Genomic DNA, 21,226 nt, shown 5'->3' on the forward strand with positions numbered 1-21,226 from the left:
AGAAATACATGACGTCCGCTTTGATCGTGATAGACGTGCAGCGCGCGCTGTTCGAGGCCTCTCCCGCGCCGGCCGATGCCGAGGCCGTGCTGACCCGCATCAATGCGCTTGCCGGGCGCGCCCGCGAGGCTGGCGCGCCCGTCATCTATGTGCAGCACGAAAGTCCCGGCAGCGCCATGGACCACGGCCTGCCGGGCTGGCAGCTGGACTTGCGGTTGCAACCGGCGGATGACGACGTCCGCGTGCGCAAGACCACGCCTGATTCCTTCCTGCGCACTGAATTGGCCGATGTGCTGGCGCAAGCCGGCGCGACGGAGCTGGTGGTGTGCGGCTATGCCAGCGAGTTCTGCGTGGACACGACCGTGCGCCGCGCGGCCGCGCTGGGCTTTCCCGTTACGCTGGCGGCGGACGCCCATACCACCCAGGACAAGCCGCATGCGCCGGGCGCGCAGATCCGCGCGCATCACAATGCGACCTTGTCGTCCATTTCCAGTTTCGGCGTGAAGATCGCCGCCGTGCCCGCTGCCGATATCGTTTTCGCCGACGCGGCGGGGCGGTGATCCCCATGGATCCCGAACTGCTATCGCTGCTGGTCACGCGCACCATGCCCTTCGGCAAGTACCAGGGGCGTCTCATCGCCGACTTGCCCGGCCCGTACCTGGCCTGGTTCGCGCGCAAGGGCTTTCCGCCCGGGGAGCTGGGGCGCCTGCTGGCCCTGATGCACGAGCTTGACCACAACGGGCTGTCTTCATTGCTGGCACCCTTGCGCCAGTCTGCGGCGAAGAAGTAGGCCGAGCCGCGGGAGAAACCCCGGGAAACAACTGTGGCGGATTGTGTAGCGTCTTGGCACGCTGTGCATGGGCGCCCGGGGATACGATAGTGCGGCCTGTCCAGCGGTCGCGGTCTGCTCCCTGGACGCCAGCTCATTGAAGAGAGGTCGCCATGAAGAAACTCCACATATCCGCTTTCCTGCTGGCCGCCCTGTGCGCAGCGGGCGCCGCGCAAGCGCAGAACGCGCCTCCCGCCACGCAGGAATACCAGTACCCCAGCGTGCGCTCCAAGGACGGCAGCCTTTCGCCGCCTTCCACGCTGCGCATGACGGTCACGCCCGAGCCAGGCGCCGCGCCCGCGGTCATCCGCGATACGCCGGAAAGCCAGGCCGAGTATGTGCGTTGCCGCGAGGTATCGGACCGCGCCGCCGTGTCGAATACGCAGATGCAGGCCGGCGTGGCGCAGTGTCTGAAGGAGCTGGAGCAGCGCCGGCAACAATAAATCGCGCTGCCCGCCAGGCGGCGGCTTTCCGTTCGGGTCAAACGGTAATAATATTCAATCTCATCAACAGCGCTGCTCGCCGCGGAGCCGCTACTTTGACCGTCGTCTCACCCGAACCTGATTGGACCCTATCGGCCGCCACGCCCGCCATGTCGCTGGCGGGCGGCACGCTGCGCTTTGGCCGTAACGAGCGGGTGCAGGAGCGCCTGGATCCTGGACTGAAGCTGGTGCTCGTGCTGGATGGGGATCTGCGCTATAGCGTGCGCGGCACGGCGCCTACCCGCGTGAGCGGGCCTGCCTTGCACCTGAGCGTCTGCCAGGACGCGATGGGCATGGAGCATGAATTCGGCGCCCACCAGTCCTTGCGCTTCGTGTCCTTGCGCACGGGTCTGGATCATCTGCGCGACGCCTTCTGCATGGACCCGGCCCAATTGGCTGCCCTGTTGCGCGCGCCGGGGGCCGACGGCGCTTACGCCGAAACCAATATGCGGGCGGACCGCAAGCTGGAGGCCCTGGGCCATCAGATGCTGGCCTGCCCGGTGCAGGGCGCGCTCAAGCGCATGTACCTGTCGGCCAAGGCGCTGGAACTGGCCGCGCTCGCCTTGGGCGCGCTGGAACCTGCGGAGCTGGATGCGCATGCGCGCGGCCTTACGCGGGCGGACATGGAACGCCTGCATCATGCGCGCGACCTGGTCGCCGCGAACCTGCAGGATCCGCCGTCCCTGCCCGAACTGGCGCGGCGCGCAGGCGTCAACGTCAACAAGCTCACCACCGGCTTTCGCAAGCTGTTCGGCCAGAGCGTCTACGCCTATGTGCGCGAGCGGCGCATGGAGCAGGCCCACGTGCTGCTGGCCGAAGGCGCCTATACGGTATCCGAGGCGGCCTATGCCTGCGGCTATACCGATTCGCACTTCACCAAGGCATTCCTGCGCCGCTACGGCGTGCTGCCCAGCAGCGTCGGGCCGGGCCGCTGAAGCGCCGAAACTTCCGCAATCGCCAGCAAGACTTCCGCAATCGCCAGCGCGCGGCCGCCCTCGTTTTTAGAATCACTTGAGAATTATTCTCAATAAAGTTCTAAGAGGACAGGCAGTGCGAAAACAGGTGAAAACGGGCGCGGGGGCGCCGCGCAGGAACGCGTCGAGTGCGCGCCATTGGCCTCTGTGGCTGGCGGTGGCTGCGGGGCCGGCGCTGGCGCAGGAGGCCGCGTCGCTGCCGGCGGTGACGGTCAGCGGCGAGGGCGTGGCGCAGGACACGGCGACCCTGGGCAAACTGCCGCTGACGCTGCGCGAGATTCCACAGTCGGTGACGGTGATCGGGCAGGAGCGGATGCGCGAGCAGAACCTGCAAAGCCTGGACGAGGTGATGCAGCACGCCACCGGCATCACGGTGCAGCCCTATCAACTGCTGACCACCGCGTATTACGCGCGCGGCTTCAAGGTGGATTCGTTCGAGCAGGACGGGGTGCCGGTGCTGATGGGCAACATGGCCGCGTCGCCGCAGGACATGGCGGTATACGAGCGCGTGGAGATCCTGCGCGGCGCCAACGGCCTGATGCACGGCGCCGGCAACCCCGCCGCCACGGTCAACCTGGTGCGCAAGCGGCCGCAGCGCGAGCTGTCCTTCAACGGCTCGCTCAGCGCCGGCAGTTGGGACCGCTATCGCGCCGAAGCCGACCTGGGCGGCCCGCTGAACGACAGCGGCAGCGTGCGCGGCCGCGTCGTCAGCGCCGTGGAGGACCGCGGCTACTTCTACGACGTGGCGGACCAGAAGTCGGCGCTGTTCTACGGCATCGGCGAAGTGGACCTGGGGCGGGACACCGTGCTGTCGGCCGGCCTGCAATATCAGCGCATCCGCTCCACCACCAACATGGCCGGCGTGCCGCTGTACAAGGACGGCGGCGATATCGGCCTGAAGCGCTCGACCTACCTGGACGCGGCCTGGGACCGTTTCAACTGGAATACGACGCGCGTGTTCGCGGACCTGGAGCATCGCTTCGGCCAGGGCTGGAGCGCCAAGGTCAGCGCCAATTACCTGACCGCCGACAGCAACCTGAAGTACGCCGGCGCCTATGGCGCGATAGACCGCCAGACCGGGCTGGGTTCATCCCTGATGGGCGCCGCCTACAAGTTCGACAACACCCAGGCCAGCGTGGACGCCTATGTCGGCGGCCCGGTGCAACTGTTCGGCCGGCGCCATGAACTGTTGCTGGGCGGCAATGCCCAACGCACCACGTCCGAGCAGTACAGCGCGGACCTGACGCCTTATCCGAACGTGCCGGTCAATGTGTTCGACTGGGATCCGCACAGCGTGCCCGAGCCTGGCGTGGGACCGTACACGTCGCCCGGCGAAACCCGGCTGAAGCAGCAAGGCGTCTACGCCATGGGCCGCTTTTCGCTGGCCGATCCGGTGACCCTGGTGCTGGGCGGACGCATGAGCTGGTGGAACCAGAGCGCGCCGCGCGCGCGGCAGCGCATCGACCCTGAGTTCACGCCGTATGGCGGGCTGATCGTGGACCTGGACCGCCAGTGGTCGCTTTATGGCAGCTATGCGCAGGTGTTCCAGCCGCAGGGCGAGCTGACCCGCGATGGCCAGCCGCTGGATCCCATCACCGGCACCAACTACGAGGCCGGCGTCAAGGGTGAACTGGCGGACGGCGCCTTGAACGTGTCGCTGGCCGTGTTCCAGATCCAGCAGAAGAACCGCGCGCAGGAAGACCCGGCCTGGCCTTGCGTGGGCCGCAACTGCTACTACATCTCGGGCGGGGGAGTCCGCAGCCGCGGCATCGAGGCCGAAGCCTCCGGCAGCATCACGCCCTACTGGACGGTGGCGGCGGGCTACACCTTCAACACTAGCAAGTACCTGACGGACTCGGAGTCCGGCGGACAGCCTTTCGCGCGCTTCACGCCCAAGCACATCTTCCGGCTGTGGACGAACTATGCCTTGCCCGGGCTGGAGCGGCGCCTGAGCGTGGGTGGCGGCCTGCAGGTGCAGTCGGGTTACTCCACGGTGTCCGGCCCCGTCACGCTGCGCCAGGGTGGCTACGCACTGGTGGATCTGCGCATGGCCTACCGCGTGGACAGGCATGTGACCGCGTCGCTCAACGTCAACAACCTGTTCGACCGCGGCTACTACCAGAGCCTGTCGGGCACCGCCTGGAACAACCGTTACGGCGAGCCCCGCAACGTCATGCTGACCTTGCGCGCCGAGTACTGATGAATCGCGGCGGGCGCCGTTCGCGGACGTCTGCCGCCAACGAGAAGGAGAGATCGATGAATGCACCCGACACCGGGCCCGTGTTCGACTGGCTGGACCATTTCGTGGCGCTGGGCCGCGACGGCGCCATGCGCGACGTGGGCCGGCTGCGCCGGCTTGCGCCGCAGGACGAATGGCTGGTCGGCATCAAGGCCGTGGCCAGCGACGCCGACGTGCATGGCGATGTGTGGGAACGCCACCCTGCTGGCGACGAAATGCTCTGCGTGCTGGAAGGGCGCGTGGTGGTCACCCTGATGGCCGAGGACGGCGCCCAGACCGACCTGCTGCTGGATACGCGCCGCAGCGCCATCGTGCCGCGCGGCGTGTGGCACCGGCTGCACGTGGCCTGTCCCGGCAAGATCCTGTTCGTGACGCCGGGGCAGGGTAGTGAACACCGCCGCGCGGACGAGCCCCAATCCCGCAGCCCCTCGTTGAAGGAAATCTGACGTGAACCGCAATGCAGACGGACGCATGTTCGTGATGATAGGCGCCTTGTATTTCTCCCAAGGCATACCGCTGGGCGTGGCCATGGAGGCTTTACCCACGCTGCTGCGCCGCGATGGAGCGGACCTGCACGCGCTGGCCTGGTTGCCGCTGGTTGGCCTGCCATGGGTGCTGAAGTTCCTGTGGGCGCCCGTGGTGGACAACCGCTGGACCGGCGCCATGGGCCGGCGGCGCAGCTGGATCCTGCCGATGCAGGCCATCGTGCTGGCCTGCCTGCTGGCGCTGGCCTTCCTGGGCATCGATGCCGCTGCGGCGGGCTGGGTGGTGGCGCTGATGGCATTGGCGTCGCTGGCCAGCGCGACGCAGGACATCGCCACCGACGGCCTGACGGCGGAACGCTTCCACGGGCAGGCGTTGGCGCGCGCCAACGCCGTGCAGGTCGGCGGCACGATGGTGGGCTTTTTCTTTGGCGGGCCGGGCTGCCTGGTGCTGGCCGGCCATGTGGGCCAGACCGGCGCGCTGCTGACGTTGGCGGCGGTGGTGGCGTTCAGCCTGCTGCTGGCGGCCGCCTGGCGCGAAAGCGCGCTGACGGCGCCCGCGGCGCGGCAGCGCGCCACGCTGGCGGCCTTCGTGCGGCGTCCCGGCGCCTGGGCCCTGGCCGCGGCCGCGTTCCTGTCGGCCATGACCGCGGTGGCGGGCTACGGCCTGTCCAAGCTGTTCCTGGTGGATGCGGGCTGGGCGGTCGAGGCGGTGGGGCGCATCGGCATGGCGGGGGGCGTGGTGACGGTGCTGCTGGGCTGCGGCGGCGGCGCCTGGCTGATCGGCCGGCTGGGCGCGCGGGCCGTGCTGGCGCTGGGCCTGGCCGCCTCGGGCGCGGCGGCGCTGGCCTGGCTGGCGCAGGCCCAGGGCTGGACGCCGGCGCAGGCCGGCACGGCCTTGGGGGCGCAGGCGCTGGGCGCGTTCGGCGCGGGCGCCGCGTCCGTGGCCCTGATGACGCTGGCCATGCGCTTCGCCAGCCGGGGAGAGCAGGCCGGCACCGACATGACCGCGGTGCAGAGCGCCCGCGACCTGGGCGAGATCCTGACCTCGTCCCTGATGACCGGGCTGGCGGCCCAGGTCGGCTACGCCGGCGGCTTCGCCAGCGGCCTGCTGGTGGCTGCCGCGACGCTGGCGTTCACGGCCAGGGCGCTGGCGCGCACGGGCTGATATGGCGATTCTGGCGGTTGCGGCTACACTTGTGCGCCGTTTTGCTTTCAGCCCCAGAATTCCTCATGATTTCCACCGCATGCGGCGTCGACTTCGGCACGTCCAATTCCACCGTGGGCTGGAGCCGCCCCGATCAGCGCGCGCTCCTGGCCCTGGAAGACGGCAAGACCACCTTGCCCTCGGCCATTTTCTTCCATGATGAAGACGCCGAGGTCAGCTATGGCCGCGCCGCCATCTCCGACTACCTGGCCGGCTACGACGGGCGCCTGATGCGCTCGATGAAGAGCCTGCTGGGCAGTTCGCTGATCGATGGCTCGACCGAAGTGCAGGGCCGTTCGATTCCGTTCCGCGTCCTGCTGACGCGCTTCATCGCCGAACTCAAGCGCCGCGCCGAAACCGCGGCGGGCCGGGGCTTCACGCGCGCCGTGCTGGGCCGGCCGGTGTTCTTCGTGGACGACAACCCCGCCGCCGACCAGACCGCCCAGGACACCCTGGGCGAGATCGCGCGCAGCGTGGGCTTCACCGATATCGAATTCCAGTTCGAACCGCTGGCCGCCGCATTCGACTATGAATCGCAGATCGACCGCGAAGAGCTGGTGCTGGTCATCGACATCGGCGGCGGCACCTCCGACTTTTCGTTGATCCGCCTGGGACCCGGCCGCGCCGCCAAGGCCGACCGCCGCGAGGACATCCTGGCGTATGGCGGCGTGCACATCGGCGGGGTGGACTTCGACAAGCAGCTCAGCCTGGCCCACGTGATGCCGATGCTGGGGCTGGGCAGCCAGTTGCGCAGCGGCAAGGACGTGCCGTCCACGCAATACGGCAACCTGGCGTGCTGGCACACCATCAACCAGGCCTATACCCGCAAGGCGGCCGAGCACTTCGCCTACATCCGCGCCGAAGCCGGCGACCGCGAGAAGATCGATCTGCTGCTCAACCTGGTCAAGCAGCGCGCGGGCCACTGGGTGGCGGTGCAGGTCGAAGAGGCCAAGATTGCGCTGTCGGAAACGCCGGCCGCGCGCATCGACCTGTCGCGCATCGCGCCGGAGCTGGGCGTGGACGTGACACGGCCGTCGTTCGACGCCTGCGTCGGCCGGTTGATCGAGAAGGTCGAGGCCACGGTGGGCGCGCTGCTGCGCGATGCCGGCGTGTCGACGTCCGACGTGGACACGGTGTTCTTCACCGGCGGCTCCAGCCGCGTGCCGCGCCTGCGCGAATCCGTCTCGGCCTTGGTGCCGGACGCCCGCAGCGTCGAAGGCGACCTGTTCGGCAGCATCGGCGCCGGCCTGGCGCTGGACGCCCGCCGCAAGTTCGGCTGAGCCGCTCAGGCGGCCAGCATGGCCGGCACGCGCGCCGCCAGCGCATCAATGGCGGCGCGTGTCTTGGACGGCAGGTAGCGCGCTTGCGGCCAGACCGCATGCACCTCTTGCGCGGCCAGGCGGTCGCCGTGCATCAGCACGTCCAGTTCGCCCGTGCGCACATAGTGCGTCAGCATCCAGCAGGGCAGCCAGGCGAGGCCCGCACCGGCGATGGCGGCATCCGCGATGGCTTGCAGGTCGTCCAGCCGCAGGCACGGCCGCAAGCGTAGCTGCATGACCTGATCGTCCGCTCCCTTCACGGTCCAGCCTCTCTCGATGCCGTTGTGCGTGTAGGCGATGCAGGAGTGCTGCATCAGCTCGTCCACCGTGGTTGGACGGCCATGCGCCTGGATGTAGGCGGGAGACGCTCCGATTCCCATTGTCTGCATGCCCAGCCGGCGCGCGGCCAGACTGGCGCTGTCGGGCAGCTCGCCCACGCGGATGCCCAAGTCATAGCCTTCCTCGATCAGGTCCACCACCCGGTCGTTGAAGGAGATCTCGATCTGCAGTTGCGGATGTTGCAACGCCAGTTCGCGCAGCACCGGCGCGACGCAGTGCCGGCCGAACACCAGGGGCGCGCTGACCCGCAGGCGTCCCTGGGGCTCGCGGCGGCCGCTGTCCAGCTCGGCTTCGGCGGTCTGCAGCTCGGCCAGCGCGCGCACGCAACGGTCGTAGTAGGCCTGGCCGTCGTCGGTCAGGCTCTGTTGGCGGGTGGTGCGGTGAAACAGCCGCGCGCCCAGGCGCGCCTCCAGCCGCGCGATGGACTTGCCCACCGCCGAGCGCGTCAGGTTCAGGCGTTCTGCCGCCAGCGCGAAGCTGCCTGCCTCAACGGCCTGCACAAAGACTTCGATGCCGCTCAGTCTGTCATAGGTGATCGCGGTTGCCATCACGGGCTCCTTCGTCCTGATTGGTTCCGATTGGGAATCGGTGAAAAGAAAAAGATTCGCCACTGGGGAAATTGATTCCCATATATCTTATCGGTACTTGGCCGCCACATCTAGCGGCAGACGCCGAAAGGCGGCTTTCTTGAACCGATACAGGAGAAACAACATGCAGGCCTACACCATCACCAGCGGCAAGGACATCGCTTCGCTGGAACGCGTCACGCGTCAACCGCGCAGCCTGGCTCCCTTGGAACTGCGCGTGCGCATCAAGGCGGTGTCGCTGAATTACCGCGACCTGATGGTGGCGCGCGGCGAGTATCTGAAGGGTTCGGGCGACCCGGTCATACCCGCCTCCGACGCCGCGGGCGAGGTGATCGAGGTGGGCGCGGGCGTGACCCGCTTCAAGATCGGCGACCGCGTCATGGGCGCGTTCATGCCGGACTGGATCGATGGCGAACCCACGCCCGCCACCGTGGCGCTGGCGCCGGGCGCCGCCACCGACGGCCTGCTGTCCACCGAGAGCATCTTTTCCGAGCATGCCCTGGTCGCCACGCCGGACTCCCTGAGCGACGAGCAGGCGTCGACCCTGCCTTGCGCCGCCGTCACCGCATGGAACGCGCTGTTCGTCGCCGGACGCGCCAAGGCGGGCCAGACGGCGCTGTTCCTGGGTACCGGGGGCGTTTCCATCTGGGGCCTGCAACTGGCCAAGGCGGCCGGCATGCGCGCCATCATCACCTCGTCCAGCGCCGACAAGCTGGCCCGGGCGCGCGAACTGGGCGCGGACCTGACGATCAACTACCGCGAGACGCCGCAATGGCAGGACGAAGTGCTGCGCCTGACCGGCGGCGAAGGCGCGCATGTGGTGGTGGAAGTCGGCGGCGAAGGCACGCTGGAACGTTCCGTGGCGGCCGCGCGCATGGGCGGCGCCATCGCGGTCATCGGCGGCGTCAGCGGCTTTGCGGCCGTGCCGGTGGCGCCTTTGGCGTTGATCGCGGGCGTCAAGCGCCTGGAAGGCATCTTCGTCGGTAGCCGCAAGATGCTCGAGGACGTGGCGCGCTTCGTCGACGTGGCGCGCATTGCGCCTGTCATCGACCGTGTCTATTCCTTTGACGAAGCGCGCGAGGCCTTCGAGCACCTGGCGTCGGGCCGGCACTTCGGCAAACTCGTCATCCGGGTCGCGGAATAGGCGTCATCGGGGGAGGCGGGCGGCGATGGTAAGCTCGTCCTGCCCGCGCGGGCCAGCCGTCCGCGCGCCCCTTGAGGTATCCGATCCGCCATGACCCGCAAGCCCGATTCCCATCTCGAAGAAAAACTCGTCGCCAGCGAGGCGCCCTATGACGGCGCCTTCCTGAAGATCCGCCGCGACACGGTCAGCCTGCCCAACGGCAACACGGCCACGCGCGAGTACGTGGTGCATCCGGGCGCGGTGGTGGTGATTCCGCTGCTGGATGATGGCCGGGTCTTGCTGGAACGGCAGTTCCGCTATCCCATCGGGCGCGTGATGACGGAATTCCCGGCGGGCAAGCTGGACCCGGGCGAGGATCCGCTGGTTTGCGGCAAGCGTGAGCTGCTGGAGGAAACCGGCTACACCGCTGCGCAGTGGGCCCATGCGGGCGCCCTGCACCTGGCCATCGCCTATTCCACCGAGATCATCCACATCTACTTCGCCCGCGGCCTGCGCGCCGGGCCGCGCCAGCTGGACCAGGATGAATTCCTGGACGTGATCAGCGCGGACCCCGCCGAGCTGATCGCGGCTTGCGCCCAGGGCGAAGTCACCGACGCCAAGACGCTGACCTGCGTGCTGTGGATGCAGAACGTGCTTTCGGGCGCCTGGCAGCTGGACTGGCAGGACAACGCGGGCTGAGGCCCGCCCGCGGGATCCGTCCAACCATGTCCGCATTTCCCGTTCTGGTGCAGCCCGCCGGCCTGCGCTTCGATGCGCCGGCCGATACCTCCGTGCTGCTGGCGGCCCAGGCCGCCGGCATCAAGCTGCCCAGCTCGTGCCGCAACGGCACCTGCCGCGCCTGCATGTGCCTGCTGCTGGAAGGAGATATCTCCTACAGCATCGAATGGCCGGGGTTGTCGCGCGACGAGAAGGAAGAGGGCTGGATACTGCCTTGCGTGGCGCGCGCCGAATCCGCGCTTGAAATCCAGGCGCCGCTGGCCGCGCCCATCGAGGCCACGCCAGGGACGACGCCGCGCCCGCTTACCGGAGCGCGGCGCTAGCGCCTGCGATCAGCGCTCCTGCGGCCATGGCGGCCGCCATGCCCAGCGCCATGCCCGCGGCCATGCCGCCGAACGGCGCGGCGCCTGCGGCCAGGGCCGCCGCCATGCCCCATTGAGCCCCCGCCAGCATGCCCAGCCCCATGGTCAGCGCACAGGCCAGCCGCGCAGCCATGCGGGGAGCGCCCGGCAGCGGCAACAATGCGGCGATCAGCATGGCCGTGCTGCTGGCGGGCATCAGGGCGGCATGGCGCCACGCCTGTTCCAGCAGTCCGCCGGGCGCTGCGCACTGGCTGGCCAGCAGCGCCGCAGGCGTGCGCAGCGTGTCCGCCCACAGGCCCGCGGCCATGGCGGCGGAGCAGGCCAGCCACAGGAATGCCGCGTCGGAGGCCAGGCGGACGGCACGGCCAGGCTTGGGCCTAGCCGCAGGCGTGGCAGGCGTGCGCCGGGGCGTCGTCGTAGCGGTCATGGTGGCGTACCCAGTCGCCCAGATTGAAGTGCGGGCCGTGCTCGTTGCGGCCCAGCGGCGCGAAGTCCAGGTAGTTGTAGGCGCCGGCCAGCCGCTCCACCCCGCGCGAGAAGCTTGAATAGGTATGGAAGATTTCGCCGTCCGGGTCGCGGAAAAACGCGCTGGCGCCGGAATTTTCCTCCATGCCGCCGTCGGCCTTGGGCACGCTGGCCTGCAGGTCGAAGTTGAAATCGCAGCCTTCGGACGAATACCAGGGGAAGCGCCAGCCCATGCGCCGCTTGAAGGCGTCCAGCTTGGCCCATGGCGCCCGCGACACCGCGACCACCGTCACGTCATGCTGGCGCAGGTGCAAGATCGCGCTGTCCATGTGGTCCGCCAGGAACGAGCAGCCCACGCAGCCTTCTTCCCAGTCCGGGCCGAACATGAAGTGGTAGATGATGAGCTGGCTCCTGCCCTGGAACAGCTCGGCCAGGCCCACGGCGCCGGCCTCGCCCTCGAAGCGGTAAGGCTTGTCCACCTTGACCCAGGGCAGCGCCATGCGCTCGCGGGCCAGGGCGTCGTGGGCCCGGGTCAGTTCTTTCTCGCGGCGCAGCAGCGCCTCGCGCGCGATGTCCCATTGCGCGCGGGATACGACGGGGTGATCGGTCTGCATCGTGTGTCTCCTTGGATCGGGCCGGCAGGCCCGGGTAGGGCGAACGGTCGGGATTCAGGCCGGATTCGCCAGATCGGCCGCCAGCCGCTCCAGCGCGCCTGACCAGCCATGCTGGTGGCTGTCGCGGGTGGCCTGGTCGACGAACGGGGTCTGCAGGAAGGCCAGCTCGGTGCCGCTGCCCGCAGGGGTGAATTCAAGCGTGATCAGCGAGACTTCGGCGGGCGTGTCGCGCCAGGCCCAGGTGAAGACCAGCCGGCGTTGCGGCTCGACTTCGCGGTAGTGGCCGCTGGCGTGATGCTCCAGCCCGTCCTCGGTGGCGAAACCCACCTCATAGGCGCCGCCCACGCGCACATCGGTTTCCGCCCGCAGCACCTTGCGGGTCTCGGCCGGGCCGAACCAGCGCATCAGCGCTTGCGGGTCCGTCCAGGCGCGCCAGACACGTTCGACGGGGGCGTCGAAGCGCCGCTTGAGCCGGAGTTCGATGGGGGCTGATTCGTCTTGGGTGCTTCGGTTTTCCATGGGTGGACCTCTTCCTCGTGGTACAGGTACCGCGCCAGCGAATCCAGCTGTCCGCTCCAGAACTTCTCGTAGCGGGCCAGCCAGTCGGATGCCGCCCGCATGGGTTCGGGCGACAGCGTGCAATTGACGACGCGGCCGTCCTTGGCGCGGGCGATCAGGCCGGCATCTTCCAGCACGCGCAGATGCTTCATGAAGGCGGGCAGGGACATGGCGTGCGGCCGGGCCAGCTCGCTGACCGAGGCCGCGCCTTGTTCCAGGTCGGCCAGCACCCGGCGCCGCGTGCCGTCGGCCAGGGCCGAGAAGATGCTGTCGAGCATGTCGTCTTTAAACTTAACCATGGGGTTAAGTATTAAGCCGCAACGGCATGCCTGTCAAGCAACAAAGTTGGCGCGATCAGGAATCAGGCGTGCTGGTGCATGGCCGAGCGGTGCTTGGTGTCGCGCATGGTGGCGTACACCAGCAGCGACAGGAAGATGATCCCCGCGAGGTAGTAGTAGAACCACTCCTCATGCCCTTGCTGCTTGAAGAACAGGGCGATCGCTGGCGCCGTGCCGCCGAAGATCGACACCGTCACGGCGTAGGGCACCGCGACGCCCGTGGCACGGATATTGGTGGGGAAGAGTTCCGCCTTCACAACCGCGTTGATGGAGGTGTAGCCGGCCGTGAACACCCAGGCGCCGCAGATCAGCAGGAAGGCCATGAAGGGCGAGCGCGTGTGCGACAGCGTCATCAGGATGGGCACGGTGAGCGCCGCGCCCGCCACGCCGAAGAACACCAGCAGCGGCTTGCGCCCGATCTTGTCGGACAGCGCGCCATAGACCGGCTGCAGGATCAGCGCGAAGATCAGCGAGCCGGCGATGATGTAGGTCGTGACGATGTCGGAGAAGCCCGAAGTTTGCCGCACGAAGGTCTGCATGTAGGTCGTGAAGGTATAGAACGCCGCGGTGCCGCCGGCGGTCAGGCCCACCACGATCGCCACCTCGCGCGGATACTGCAGCAGGCCGCGCAGCGAACTGGTCTGCGGCTTGGGCGCCTTCTGCGCTTCCTTGTACGAGTCCGTCTCGGGCATGTCGCGCCGCATCAGGGCGGTGATGATGGCCAGCATGGCGCCGATCACGAAGGGAATGCGCCAGCCCCATTCCACCAGCTGCTGGTGGGTCAGGAACACGTTCTGCAGCAGCAACAGCACCAGGATGGCGCAGAGTTGGCCGCCTATCAGGGTGACGTACTGGAAGCTGGAATAGAAGCCGCGATGCTCGGGGTCCGCGATCTCGGTCAGGTAGGTGGCGCTGGCGCCGTATTCGCCGCCCAGGCTCAGGCCTTCGACCACGCGCGCCAGCGCCAGCAAAGCCGGCGCGGCCAGGCCTATGGTGGCGTAGGTGGGCGTGATGGCGATGATCAGCGAGCCCACGCACATCATCCCCACCGACACCATCAGCGACAGGCGCCGTCCGTGGCGGTCCGCCAGATGGCCGAACAGCCAGCCGCCCAGCGGGCGCACGATGAAGCCGGCCGCGAACAGCGTGGCCGCGTTCAGTTGCTGGACGACGGGATCGTGCGAGGGAAAGAAGGCGGGGGCGAAGTACAGCGCGAAGGCGGTGTAGGCATAGAAGTCATACCATTCCACCAGATTGCCCATGGAGCCGATGAAGATCGCCTTGATGCGGCGCTTCGCGTCGGGGATGTCGAGATATGCTTGCGTCATATCCGTCCTTCGGGTGCGTTTGTCGGGGGACGCCGGACACGCGATCGCCGCCTCGACCCATGACGGCGGGCCAGCCGCGAAATGGAACACGCGTTGCGTTATGTTGCGCCTGCCCGTGCCGAAATGCACGCTTTGCGGCGCTGTTTCTTATTCAGTTTTTTGTCAGGCTTGCGCGCCGAACGGGGCGCACCGCCTTACTTGCCGCGCGGCTTGATGACCACGCAGGGCGCGGCGCCGTCGGCCGTCTGGGCCTCGTCGCCCAGCAGCGCCTGCGTGCCGCAGACCGAGCCGAACATGCTCTTGCTGTTGTGGCCGATGCCGGCCACTTCGAATGCGCGCCGATGCAGGGGTACGGGCTTGGAGCCGCGTGCCGCGAGCACGTGCTCGTATTGCGCATAGCCCGTGCCGCGCGCCAGCCGGGTCGCGCCCTGGGCTTCGGCGCCGCAGGTCTTGTCCAGCAGGCGGTCTTCAGGATTGTTGTCGGCCCCGCCCAGCAGATAGGTGACGTCGCGCGCCGCGTAGCGTACGAAGAGCTTGGACTCGTCGGTCTCGCGCGAATAGGCGGGCAGCTTGTCCGGGCCGTACTTGTACTGGTTGTAGGTGGGGCAGATGCCGCGCTCGTAGGGCGCATAGCCCTTGCCGTCGGCGCGCGGGCGTTCGTTGCTCAGGTACAGGTAGGACGAGGGATTGGCGATGACGTAGCGCAGCGCCAATCCGTCGCGCCGCAGCGGGCCGTCGATGTTGTTCAGCACCGCATAGCGCTGCACCAACTGCGCGCCGGCCGAGTGGCCTGCCAACACGATGCCGGCCAGCGAGGCCAGGCGCTTGCGGTCGTCCAGGCTGCGCAGCAGGTCGTCCAGCACCTGGAACGAGCTGACCGGTGCGGGGCGGCCCGCGGCCTGCACGCTGTCTTCGCCGTCTTCCCAACTGGCCTTGCGCCATGCCGCCATGCCGCCGAAGCCTGAATCGATCGAGCCCGAGAAGCGCGGCGCCAGGATCAGGGTGTCGCGCTCCCGTTCGGGGTTGTGCGCCAGCAGGGCGGCGACGGATTCGAAATAGCGGTCGGCATCGCGCTTGACGCCGTGGATCACGACCACGACCTGCTTGATGTTGCGCAGGTCGTCCTTTGCCAGGTCGCGGTTGGCGTAGACCGGCATCTTGTAGCGGTGGCCGGGCTTGCCCAGTTCCACGGACTGCCAGCGCAAGGGCGCCGCGCGCTTGGGCGCCGGCGCGGTTTCGCTGTAGTCGTAGGGATCAGGCAGGGGCGTCTGCGCACGCGCCGCCAGCGGCATGAGCGCCGCCAGGGCGAGCAGCGCGGCCGCGCCGCGCATGCGGCCGGGTCGCGCTTGACGCAGGGGGAGGATGGACGCGCGGCGCATGGCGCGGCGGGCGTTCAGCAGCTCTCTTGGCCCAGCAGCTGCTTGAGCGCGGGCAGGTCCAGGATGCGGACCTCGCGCTGGTTGATCTTGATGAGGCCGTCGCGCGCGAAGCGCGAGAACAGCCGGCTGACCGTTTCCAGGGTCAGGCCGAGGTAGTTGCCGATTTCCTCGCGGCTCATGCGCAGCACGAACTCGGTGGAGGAATAGCCCAGCGACGCATAGCGCTGCGACAGGTTGAGCAGGAACGCGGCCAGGCGCTGTTCGGAACGCATGGAGCCCAGCGAGGCCAGCATCTGGTGCGAGCGGTTGATCTCGCGGCTCATCAGGCGGCGGAACTGCTGCTGCAGCGAAGGCAGGTGGGCCGCGACCCGGTCGATATCGGCCAGGCGGATGACACAGACCTCGGAATCTTCCAGCGCGACGGCGGTCGAAACGTGCTTGCCGTCCAGCATGCCGTCCATGCCGACGATTTCGCCGGGCAGGTGAAAGCCGGTGACCTGGATCTGGCCGGTCGCGTCTTCCAACTGCGTCTTGAGGCTGCCGAAGCGCACGCTGTAGACGGCGTCTAGCGGGTGGTTCAGCGAGTAGAGCGGCTTGCCTTTTTCAAGGCGCACGCGTTCCCTGACCAGTTCGTCCAGCTTTTCCACCTCGGCGGCTGCCATGCCCACGGGCACGCACACATGCCCCAGCATGCAGGTGGAGCAGTGGGCGGCATCAGGGGCAACGGGGACCCGTTTTTGCATACGATGACCTCTATAGTGCCCATTGCGCGGACGCATGCCGGAATGGGTATAAAGCTTAAGACAAGCTGTATTGTAGTCCGTTGTTACTACGGGCGTCTTACCGGCCCCCCGGCAGGGGGCGGACAAGGCGGTATGCGACCCAGTCGTCGGCGGCGATATCGGTGGCCGCGCCGCGCAGGGCGGGGTCTATCGGGTAGTACTGGCAGCGCAGTTCCGCTGCCGCCGCGGGCGGCTCCAGGCGCGCCAAGACCTCGCGCCGCACAAAGCAGCAGGGCTTGCCGGGCACGTACTCCTCGATTTCGTCCATCAGCGCCACCAGGGCCGGCTCCACCTGGAACACGTCGCCGCGCACGCGCCGGCCGTCATCCACGGGAATCAGGCCCGGCCAGTCGCCGAAGTCCACCAGCCTGCCCGGCACGCTGGCCCGGCCGACGTAGCGCGCCGCCGGCAGCCCGCGCCGCGCGGCGGCTTGCGCCAGATCATTGATTTCGCCCGCGCGTAGCGTGCCGTAGACAAAAACGTATATGCTCATAAGTCAGATTGTTGCTGCACGTCGAAAAACCATGGCGCGGGCAAGGTGTTGAAATTCTCGCATCTGGCCGCATATTCAGGATATCGAGCCAGCCGGCACGTATCGGTCAGGCTCCCCAACAAGCCAAACGACCATTATGCGATTCGACAAACTGACCACCAAGTTCCAGCAAGCCCTGGCCGACGCCCAAAGTCTGGCCGCCCGCAACGACCACCCCTATATCGAGCCCATCCACGTGCTCTCCGCCTTGCTGTCGGATTCCGACAGCGGCGCGGGCAGTCTGCTGGCGCGCGCCGGCGTGGCCGTCAACCGGGTGCAGTCGGCCATCGACAGCGCCTTGAAGTCCCTGCCGCAGGTGCAGGGCGACGACAACGTCCAGGTCGGCCGCGACCTGCAGGCGGTGCTGACGCGCACCGACAAAGAAGCCGCGCGCCGTGGCGATACCTACATCGCCAGCGAGCTGTTCCTGCTGGCCCTGGCCGACGACAAGGGCGACGCCGGCCGCATCCTGCGCGATGCGGGCTTGCAGAAAAAGGCCCTGGAAGCCGCCATCGACGCCGTGCGCGGCGGCGAGAACGTCTCCGGCGCGGAAGGCGAATCCAACCGCGAAGCCCTGTCCAAGTACACCATGGACCTGACCGAGCGGGCCCGCCAAGGCAAGCTCGATCCGGTGATCGGCCGCGACGATGAAATCCGCCGCACCATCCAGATCCTGCAGCGACGCACCAAGAACAACCCGGTGCTGATCGGCGAACCCGGCGTGGGCAAGACCGCTATCGTCGAAGGCCTGGCGCAGCGCATCGTCAACGACGAAGTTCCCGAAACCCTGCGCGGCAAGCGTGTGCTGTCGCTGGACCTGGCCGCGCTGCTGGCCGGCGCCAAGTTCCGCGGCGAATTCGAGGAACGCCTGAAGGCCGTGCTGAAGGAGCTGTCGCTGGACGACGGTAGCAACATCGTCTTCATCGACGAACTCCACACCATGGTGGGCGCGGGCAAGGCCGAAGGCGCGATGGACGCGGGCAATATGCTCAAGCCGGCGCTGGCGCGCGGCGAACTGCATTGCATCGGCGCGACCACGCTGGACGAATACCGCAAGTACATCGAGAAGGACGCGGCGCTGGAGCGGCGCTTCCAGAAGGTGCTGGTCGACGAGCCCGACGTGGAGTCCACCATCGCCATCCTGCGCGGCCTGCAGGAGCGCTATGAAATCCACCACGGCGTGGAAATTACCGACCCGGCCATCGTGGCCGCGGCCGAACTGTCGCACCGCTACATCACCGACCGCTTCCTGCCCGACAAGGCCATCGACCTGATCGACGAGGCCGGCGCGCGCATCCGCATGGAAATTGATTCCAAGCCGGAAGTGATGGACAAGCTCGACCGCCGCATCATCCAGCTCAAGATCGAGCGCGAGGCCGTCAAGAAGGAAACCGACGACGCTTCCAAGCGCCGCCTGGGCGTGATCGAGGACGAACTCGAAAAGCTGCAACGCGAATACAACGACTACGAGGAAATCTGGAAGGCCGAGAAGGCGGCCGTGCAAGGCACGCAGGCCATCAAGGAAGAAATCGACAGCGTGCGCGCCGAAATGGCGGAACTGCAGCGCAAGGGCCAGTTCGACAAGCTGGCCGAGCTGCAGTACGGCAAGCTGCCTGACCTGGAAGCGCGCCTGAAGGCGGCCGAAGTGGGCGCCGCGGAAGCGGCCGAGGATGCCGAGGGCGGCGAAGGGCGTCCGCGCCTGCTGCGCACCCGCGTCGGCGCCGAGGAAATCGCCGAGGTCGTGTCGCGCGCCACCGGTATTCCGGTATCCAAGATGATGCAGGGCGAACGCGAGAAGCTGCTGCACATGGAGGAATACTTGCACAAGCGCGTGGTGGGCCAGGACGAGGCCGTGCGGCTGGTGTCCGACGCCATCCGGCGTTCGCGCGCCGGACTGGCGGATCCGTCGCGGCCCTATGGTTCGTTCCTGTTCCTGGGCCCCACCGGCGTGGGCAAGACCGAACTGACGCGCGCCCTGGCCGAGTTCCTGTTCGACTCGGAAGAGCACATGATCCGCATCGACATGAGCGAATTCATGGAGAAGCACTCCGTGGCGCGGCTGATCGGCGCGCCGCCCGGATACGTGGGCTACGAAGAGGGCGGCTACCTGACCGAGGCCGTGCGCCGCAAGCCGTATTCCGTGATCCTGCTGGATGAAGTGGAAAAGGCCCACCCGGACGTCTTCAACGTGCTGTTGCAGGTGCTGGACGACGGCCGTCTGACCGACGGCCAGGGCCGCACGGTGGACTTCCGCAATACCGTCATCGTGATGACGTCCAACCTGGGCTCGCACCATATCCAGAGCCTGGCGGGCAAGCCCTACGACGTGGTGAAGGAAGTGGTGTGGGACGAGCTCAAGCAGACCCTGCGTCCTGAATTCCTGAACCGCATCGATGAAGTGGTGGTGTTCCACGGCCTGGAAGCGCAGCACATCGAGTCGATCGCCCGCATCCAGTTGCGCCGCCTGGGCGAGCGCCTGGAAAAGCAGGAGATGCGCCTCGAAGTGAGCGAACCCGCGCTGGCGGAACTGGCCCGCTCTGGTTTCGATCCGGTGTTCGGCGCGCGCCCCTTGAAGCGCGCGATCCAGCAGCAGATCGAGAACCCGGTGGCGCGGCTGATCCTGGAAGGCCGCTTCGGTCCGCGCGACGTGGTGCCGGTGGACTGGCAGGACGGGCAGTTCGTCTTCACGCGGACCTTGCAGTAAACAGGTCCGGCGCGCGGCGGGAATACCGCCGCGCATTGAAAAAACCCCCGGTAGCTGAAATCCAGCTGCCGGGGGTTTTTACATGCGCGGTCCTGGTATCCGCGGATGGCCGGACGCCATGAGGCGTGCGGCCGCGCGGCGCAGCTTCAGGAAACGTCCGCGTAGTCCTTGCGCTGCGCCGCCATCTGCCGGCCCAGCGTTTGCAGCGCCCGCAGCACCACGGCCATGCCGCGGCGCGTGTCCTCGTCGCGCAGCAGGCCGATGAGGCCCGTCAGGCTGGGAGGTCGGGCTTCCTGCAGCGTGCGGGCATGGGCGTCGCGCAGCGTGTTGGCGGCGGTCCAGGCGGCGCTGCTGGCCTGTTCCGACAGCAGCGCCAGCTTTTCCACCATGGACTGGTCCAGCAGGTCCACCAGGTCCGAGGCCAGCGACAGCAGGTCGGCGATGTTGTCCAGCCGTCCGGCTTCGGCCAGCAGCCCCAGCCTGTCGGCCAGCGCGCGCGCGCCTGGCCCGCCGCCCAGGAACGCGGATGGCGTATCGGCGGCCTGGGCGGCGCTTGCTTCGTGCGGCGCGTTCATAGCATTCCCCTTGCGACGGCCCAGTACAGGCCGCGGTTGAACCCGTGGCGCAGCAGGCCGCCGAGTTTGGTGGGCGGCGTGGGCAGCACGTCGTGGGTGTAGTCGTACCAGAGCGGCATGCCGGCGTTCAGCCCCATCTGGGCTACCGCCTGCACCCGGCCGTCATAGGCGCTGCAGGGGCGGCCCAGGCGGATTTCGCCGGCGATGTTGTTGGCGACGACCGGCGCCTGGTTATGGCAGGAACCGCCCGCCTTGCTGACTGGCAGGTCGACGGTGTCGCCGATGACGTAGACGTTCTGCAGCCCGTAGACCTGCAGAGTCTCGTGATCGGTCGGCAGCCAGCCTTCATTGTTCTCGGCCTGCGACACGCCGGATTCCAGCACCACGTCCACGGCGCGTATCGGCGGCGTCGCCATGAGGATGTCGAAGGGCTGCTCGCCGCCTTCCTCCGAATAGGCGATGCGCCGCTCCGGATCGACCCGCGACAGCGTGAAGCCGCGCTGGAACTGTATGCCTTTCTGCTCGAAGATGGCGGGCAGCACTTCGCAGGTCGGGCGTTGCAGGAACAGGCAGTTGCGCAGCAGCTGCGAGGTGGTCGGGTAGGTGTAGACGATTTCGATCTTGTCGCGGACGCCGCGCCGCCGCAGGTAGTCGTCCAGCATCAACGTGGTTTCAATGGGCGCGATGCCGCATTGGTGCGGGACGTTGGGCGTCTTGGGGAAGGTGACACTGATGAACACTCGCCCGCGCTCGATGCGGGACAGGCGGTCGGCCAGTTGCCTGGCGGGGGCGTACTGGTAGAAATGATCCCCGGCTTCCTTCAGCCCCTCGATGCGCTCGGGAGACGGCACGCAGCCCGTGGCGATGACCAGATAGTCGTAGCCGTAGCGCTTGCCGCTCTGGGTGGAGACTTCCTGGCTGTCGAAATGGAACCGCGTGACCTTGTCGACGCGGAATTCGATTTCGGGCCGCAGCAGGGAGCGTTCCGGCCGTTTCAGCTCTTCCTGGAAGAAGAGGTTGAAGGCCACATACATGAATGCCGGTTTGTAGTAATGGTCCGGCGTATCCGAGAGCAGCGTGATGGAGACTTCGCCGCGCGTGATCTCGGGGTAGAGCTTTCCGGCCAGCTGATTGGCGAGCATGGTGCCGCCTACGCCGCCGCCTACGACAACAATACGCTTGTTCATAAACCACCTCTTATGGAGAGATTCTGGGGCAAGTGCAATGCGTCTGTGTGTTTAACAAGCCCGGCGGGGCGAGTCAACCGGCA

23 protein-coding genes are annotated in these 21,226 nt (G+C 67.7%); 12 read left to right on the forward strand and 11 right to left on the reverse strand.

The window, feature by feature from the left end:
- The first annotated feature begins 8 nt into the window (after window positions 1-8).
- From IPU70_RS19215 to IPU70_RS19250, 8 genes are all read left to right on the forward strand, one after another.
- Window positions 9-560 carry a cysteine hydrolase family protein gene (locus IPU70_RS19215; protein WP_207469401.1) on the forward strand — a complete coding sequence of 184 codons (552 nt, stop codon included), beginning with the start codon at window positions 9-11 and terminating at the stop codon, window positions 558-560.
- Between the two features lie 5 nt (window positions 561-565).
- Window positions 566-790, forward strand: coding sequence for a DUF3820 family protein (locus tag IPU70_RS19220; protein WP_207469403.1), 225 nt, complete (start codon window positions 566-568; stop codon window positions 788-790).
- A gap of 152 nt (window positions 791-942) precedes the next feature.
- A complete protein-coding gene (locus IPU70_RS19225) occupies window positions 943-1,272 on the forward strand; it encodes a hypothetical protein (RefSeq protein ID WP_207469405.1) in 330 nt (109 codons plus the stop codon).
- Window positions 1,273-1,367: 95 nt separating this feature from the next.
- Window positions 1,368-2,246, forward strand: a complete 879-nt coding sequence (locus IPU70_RS19230) for an AraC family transcriptional regulator (protein WP_242702588.1) — start codon at window positions 1,368-1,370, stop codon at window positions 2,244-2,246.
- A 115-nt stretch (window positions 2,247-2,361) separates the two neighbouring features.
- Window positions 2,362-4,485 carry a TonB-dependent siderophore receptor gene (locus IPU70_RS19235; RefSeq protein WP_371819002.1) on the forward strand — a complete coding sequence of 708 codons (2,124 nt, stop codon included), beginning with the start codon at window positions 2,362-2,364 and terminating at the stop codon, window positions 4,483-4,485.
- A gap of 56 nt (window positions 4,486-4,541) precedes the next feature.
- Complete coding sequence (locus tag IPU70_RS19240; protein ID WP_207469407.1) at window positions 4,542-4,970, forward strand: cupin domain-containing protein; 429 nt, start codon at window positions 4,542-4,544, stop codon at window positions 4,968-4,970.
- A gap of 25 nt (window positions 4,971-4,995) precedes the next feature.
- Window positions 4,996-6,174: a RhtX/FptX family siderophore transporter gene (locus IPU70_RS19245; RefSeq protein WP_371819010.1), complete on the forward strand. Its 1,179-nt coding sequence runs from the start codon at window positions 4,996-4,998 to the stop codon at window positions 6,172-6,174.
- Window positions 6,175-6,239: 65 nt separating this feature from the next.
- Window positions 6,240-7,493, forward strand: a complete 1,254-nt coding sequence (locus IPU70_RS19250) for an Hsp70 family protein (protein WP_207469411.1) — start codon at window positions 6,240-6,242, stop codon at window positions 7,491-7,493.
- Window positions 7,494-7,498: 5 nt separating this feature from the next.
- Here IPU70_RS19250 and IPU70_RS19255 read toward each other — a convergent pair whose 3' ends face one another.
- A complete protein-coding gene (locus IPU70_RS19255) occupies window positions 7,499-8,419 on the reverse strand; it encodes a LysR substrate-binding domain-containing protein (RefSeq protein ID WP_207469413.1) in 921 nt (306 codons plus the stop codon).
- 163 nt (window positions 8,420-8,582) lie between these two features.
- Between IPU70_RS19255 and IPU70_RS19260 the strand changes: the two genes are divergently transcribed.
- From IPU70_RS19260 to IPU70_RS19270, 3 genes are all read left to right on the forward strand, one after another.
- Window positions 8,583-9,602: an NAD(P)-dependent alcohol dehydrogenase gene (locus tag IPU70_RS19260; RefSeq protein WP_207469415.1), complete on the forward strand. Its 1,020-nt coding sequence runs from the start codon at window positions 8,583-8,585 to the stop codon at window positions 9,600-9,602.
- A gap of 90 nt (window positions 9,603-9,692) precedes the next feature.
- Window positions 9,693-10,280 carry an NUDIX domain-containing protein gene (locus IPU70_RS19265; RefSeq protein WP_207469416.1) on the forward strand — a complete coding sequence of 196 codons (588 nt, stop codon included), beginning with the start codon at window positions 9,693-9,695 and terminating at the stop codon, window positions 10,278-10,280.
- A gap of 26 nt (window positions 10,281-10,306) precedes the next feature.
- On the forward strand, window positions 10,307-10,642 hold the full coding sequence (locus IPU70_RS19270; protein ID WP_207469417.1) for a 2Fe-2S iron-sulfur cluster-binding protein: 336 nt from the start codon (window positions 10,307-10,309) through the stop codon (window positions 10,640-10,642).
- On the opposite strand, the gene IPU70_RS19275 is transcribed toward IPU70_RS19270, so the two are convergent.
- The 8 genes from IPU70_RS19275 to IPU70_RS19310 all read right to left on the reverse strand — a co-directional run bounded on the left by IPU70_RS19275 (window position 10,623) and on the right by IPU70_RS19310 (window position 16,638).
- On the reverse strand, window positions 10,623-11,108 hold the full coding sequence (locus tag IPU70_RS19275) for a hypothetical protein (RefSeq protein WP_242702589.1): 486 nt from the start codon (window positions 11,106-11,108) through the stop codon (window positions 10,623-10,625). The two genes, IPU70_RS19270 and IPU70_RS19275, sit on opposite strands and share 20 nt — an antisense overlap.
- On the reverse strand, window positions 11,059-11,760 hold the full coding sequence (locus tag IPU70_RS19280) for a DUF899 domain-containing protein (protein ID WP_207469418.1): 702 nt from the start codon (window positions 11,758-11,760) through the stop codon (window positions 11,059-11,061). The genes IPU70_RS19275 and IPU70_RS19280 overlap by 50 nt, the downstream gene beginning before the upstream one ends.
- A gap of 54 nt (window positions 11,761-11,814) precedes the next feature.
- On the reverse strand, window positions 11,815-12,279 hold the full coding sequence (locus IPU70_RS19285) for an SRPBCC domain-containing protein (RefSeq protein ID WP_207469419.1): 465 nt from the start codon (window positions 12,277-12,279) through the stop codon (window positions 11,815-11,817).
- Window positions 12,165-12,617, reverse strand: coding sequence for a helix-turn-helix transcriptional regulator (locus IPU70_RS19290; protein ID WP_207469420.1), 453 nt, complete (start codon window positions 12,615-12,617; stop codon window positions 12,165-12,167). The genes IPU70_RS19285 and IPU70_RS19290 overlap by 115 nt, the downstream gene beginning before the upstream one ends.
- Before the next feature lie 62 nt (window positions 12,618-12,679).
- Entirely contained in the window at window positions 12,680-13,984 is a 1,305-nt protein-coding gene (locus IPU70_RS19295; protein WP_013394850.1) for an MFS transporter, read from the reverse strand.
- A gap of 194 nt (window positions 13,985-14,178) precedes the next feature.
- The gene (locus IPU70_RS19300) at window positions 14,179-15,315 is read right to left on the reverse strand and encodes a hypothetical protein (RefSeq protein WP_207469421.1); all 1,137 of its coding nucleotides are present in this window, start codon (window positions 15,313-15,315) and stop codon (window positions 14,179-14,181) included.
- Between the two features lie 62 nt (window positions 15,316-15,377).
- Window positions 15,378-16,106 (reverse strand): helix-turn-helix domain-containing protein, encoded by a 729-nt coding sequence (locus IPU70_RS19305; RefSeq protein WP_013394848.1) that lies wholly within the window; start codon window positions 16,104-16,106, stop codon window positions 15,378-15,380.
- Between the two features lie 97 nt (window positions 16,107-16,203).
- Window positions 16,204-16,638 (reverse strand): gamma-glutamylcyclotransferase, encoded by a 435-nt coding sequence (locus IPU70_RS19310; RefSeq protein ID WP_207469423.1) that lies wholly within the window; start codon window positions 16,636-16,638, stop codon window positions 16,204-16,206.
- A 136-nt stretch (window positions 16,639-16,774) separates the two neighbouring features.
- Between IPU70_RS19310 and clpB the strand changes: the two genes are divergently transcribed.
- The gene (clpB, locus tag IPU70_RS19315) at window positions 16,775-19,381 is read left to right on the forward strand and encodes an ATP-dependent chaperone ClpB (protein WP_013394846.1); all 2,607 of its coding nucleotides are present in this window, start codon (window positions 16,775-16,777) and stop codon (window positions 19,379-19,381) included.
- Between the two features lie 146 nt (window positions 19,382-19,527).
- On the opposite strand, the gene IPU70_RS19320 is transcribed toward clpB, so the two are convergent.
- Both IPU70_RS19320 and IPU70_RS19325 read right to left on the reverse strand, forming a co-directional pair.
- The gene (locus IPU70_RS19320) at window positions 19,528-19,956 is read right to left on the reverse strand and encodes a DUF1641 domain-containing protein (RefSeq protein WP_207469425.1); all 429 of its coding nucleotides are present in this window, start codon (window positions 19,954-19,956) and stop codon (window positions 19,528-19,530) included.
- Window positions 19,953-21,143: an NAD(P)/FAD-dependent oxidoreductase gene (locus IPU70_RS19325; protein ID WP_207469428.1), complete on the reverse strand. Its 1,191-nt coding sequence runs from the start codon at window positions 21,141-21,143 to the stop codon at window positions 19,953-19,955. The genes IPU70_RS19320 and IPU70_RS19325 overlap by 4 nt, the downstream gene beginning before the upstream one ends.
- Window positions 21,144-21,226 lie beyond the last annotated feature (83 nt).

The organism is Achromobacter sp. SD115, assembly GCF_017355315.1.
GTDB lineage: Bacteria > Pseudomonadota > Gammaproteobacteria > Burkholderiales > Burkholderiaceae_B > Achromobacter > Achromobacter xylosoxidans_B.

Bases quoted from the DNA above. Each gene is read 5' to 3' on its own strand.
- IPU70_RS19290 (WP_207469420.1), bottom strand. From the start codon at position 12,617: ATGGTTAAGTTTAAAGACGACATGCTCGACAGCATCTTCTCGGCCCTG.
- IPU70_RS19250 (WP_207469411.1), top strand. From the start codon at position 6,240: ATGATTTCCACCGCATGCGGCGTCGACTTCGGCACGTCCAATTCCACC.
- IPU70_RS19270 (WP_207469417.1), top strand. From the start codon at position 10,307: ATGTCCGCATTTCCCGTTCTGGTGCAGCCCGCCGGCCTGCGCTTCGAT.
- IPU70_RS19240 (WP_207469407.1), top strand. From the start codon at position 4,542: ATGAATGCACCCGACACCGGGCCCGTGTTCGACTGGCTGGACCATTTC.
- IPU70_RS19320 (WP_207469425.1), bottom strand. From the start codon at position 19,956: ATGAACGCGCCGCACGAAGCAAGCGCCGCCCAGGCCGCCGATACGCCA.
- IPU70_RS19215 (WP_207469401.1), top strand. From the start codon at position 9: ATGACGTCCGCTTTGATCGTGATAGACGTGCAGCGCGCGCTGTTCGAG.
- IPU70_RS19265 (WP_207469416.1), top strand. From the start codon at position 9,693: ATGACCCGCAAGCCCGATTCCCATCTCGAAGAAAAACTCGTCGCCAGC.
- IPU70_RS19275 (WP_242702589.1), bottom strand. From the start codon at position 11,108: ATGACCGCTACGACGACGCCCCGGCGCACGCCTGCCACGCCTGCGGCT.
- IPU70_RS19225 (WP_207469405.1), top strand. From the start codon at position 943: ATGAAGAAACTCCACATATCCGCTTTCCTGCTGGCCGCCCTGTGCGCA.
- IPU70_RS19220 (WP_207469403.1), top strand. From the start codon at position 566: ATGGATCCCGAACTGCTATCGCTGCTGGTCACGCGCACCATGCCCTTC.
- IPU70_RS19260 (WP_207469415.1), top strand. From the start codon at position 8,583: ATGCAGGCCTACACCATCACCAGCGGCAAGGACATCGCTTCGCTGGAA.
- IPU70_RS19255 (WP_207469413.1), bottom strand. From the start codon at position 8,419: ATGGCAACCGCGATCACCTATGACAGACTGAGCGGCATCGAAGTCTTT.
- IPU70_RS19295 (WP_013394850.1), bottom strand. From the start codon at position 13,984: ATGACGCAAGCATATCTCGACATCCCCGACGCGAAGCGCCGCATCAAG.
- IPU70_RS19305 (WP_013394848.1), bottom strand. From the start codon at position 16,106: ATGCAAAAACGGGTCCCCGTTGCCCCTGATGCCGCCCACTGCTCCACC.
- IPU70_RS19285 (WP_207469419.1), bottom strand. From the start codon at position 12,279: ATGGAAAACCGAAGCACCCAAGACGAATCAGCCCCCATCGAACTCCGG.
- IPU70_RS19245 (WP_371819010.1), top strand. From the start codon at position 4,996: ATGTTCGTGATGATAGGCGCCTTGTATTTCTCCCAAGGCATACCGCTG.
- IPU70_RS19280 (WP_207469418.1), bottom strand. From the start codon at position 11,760: ATGCAGACCGATCACCCCGTCGTATCCCGCGCGCAATGGGACATCGCG.
- clpB (WP_013394846.1), top strand. From the start codon at position 16,775: ATGCGATTCGACAAACTGACCACCAAGTTCCAGCAAGCCCTGGCCGAC.
- IPU70_RS19310 (WP_207469423.1), bottom strand. From the start codon at position 16,638: ATGAGCATATACGTTTTTGTCTACGGCACGCTACGCGCGGGCGAAATC.
- IPU70_RS19300 (WP_207469421.1), bottom strand. From the start codon at position 15,315: ATGCGCGGCGCGGCCGCGCTGCTCGCCCTGGCGGCGCTCATGCCGCTG.
- IPU70_RS19325 (WP_207469428.1), bottom strand. From the start codon at position 21,143: ATGAACAAGCGTATTGTTGTCGTAGGCGGCGGCGTAGGCGGCACCATG.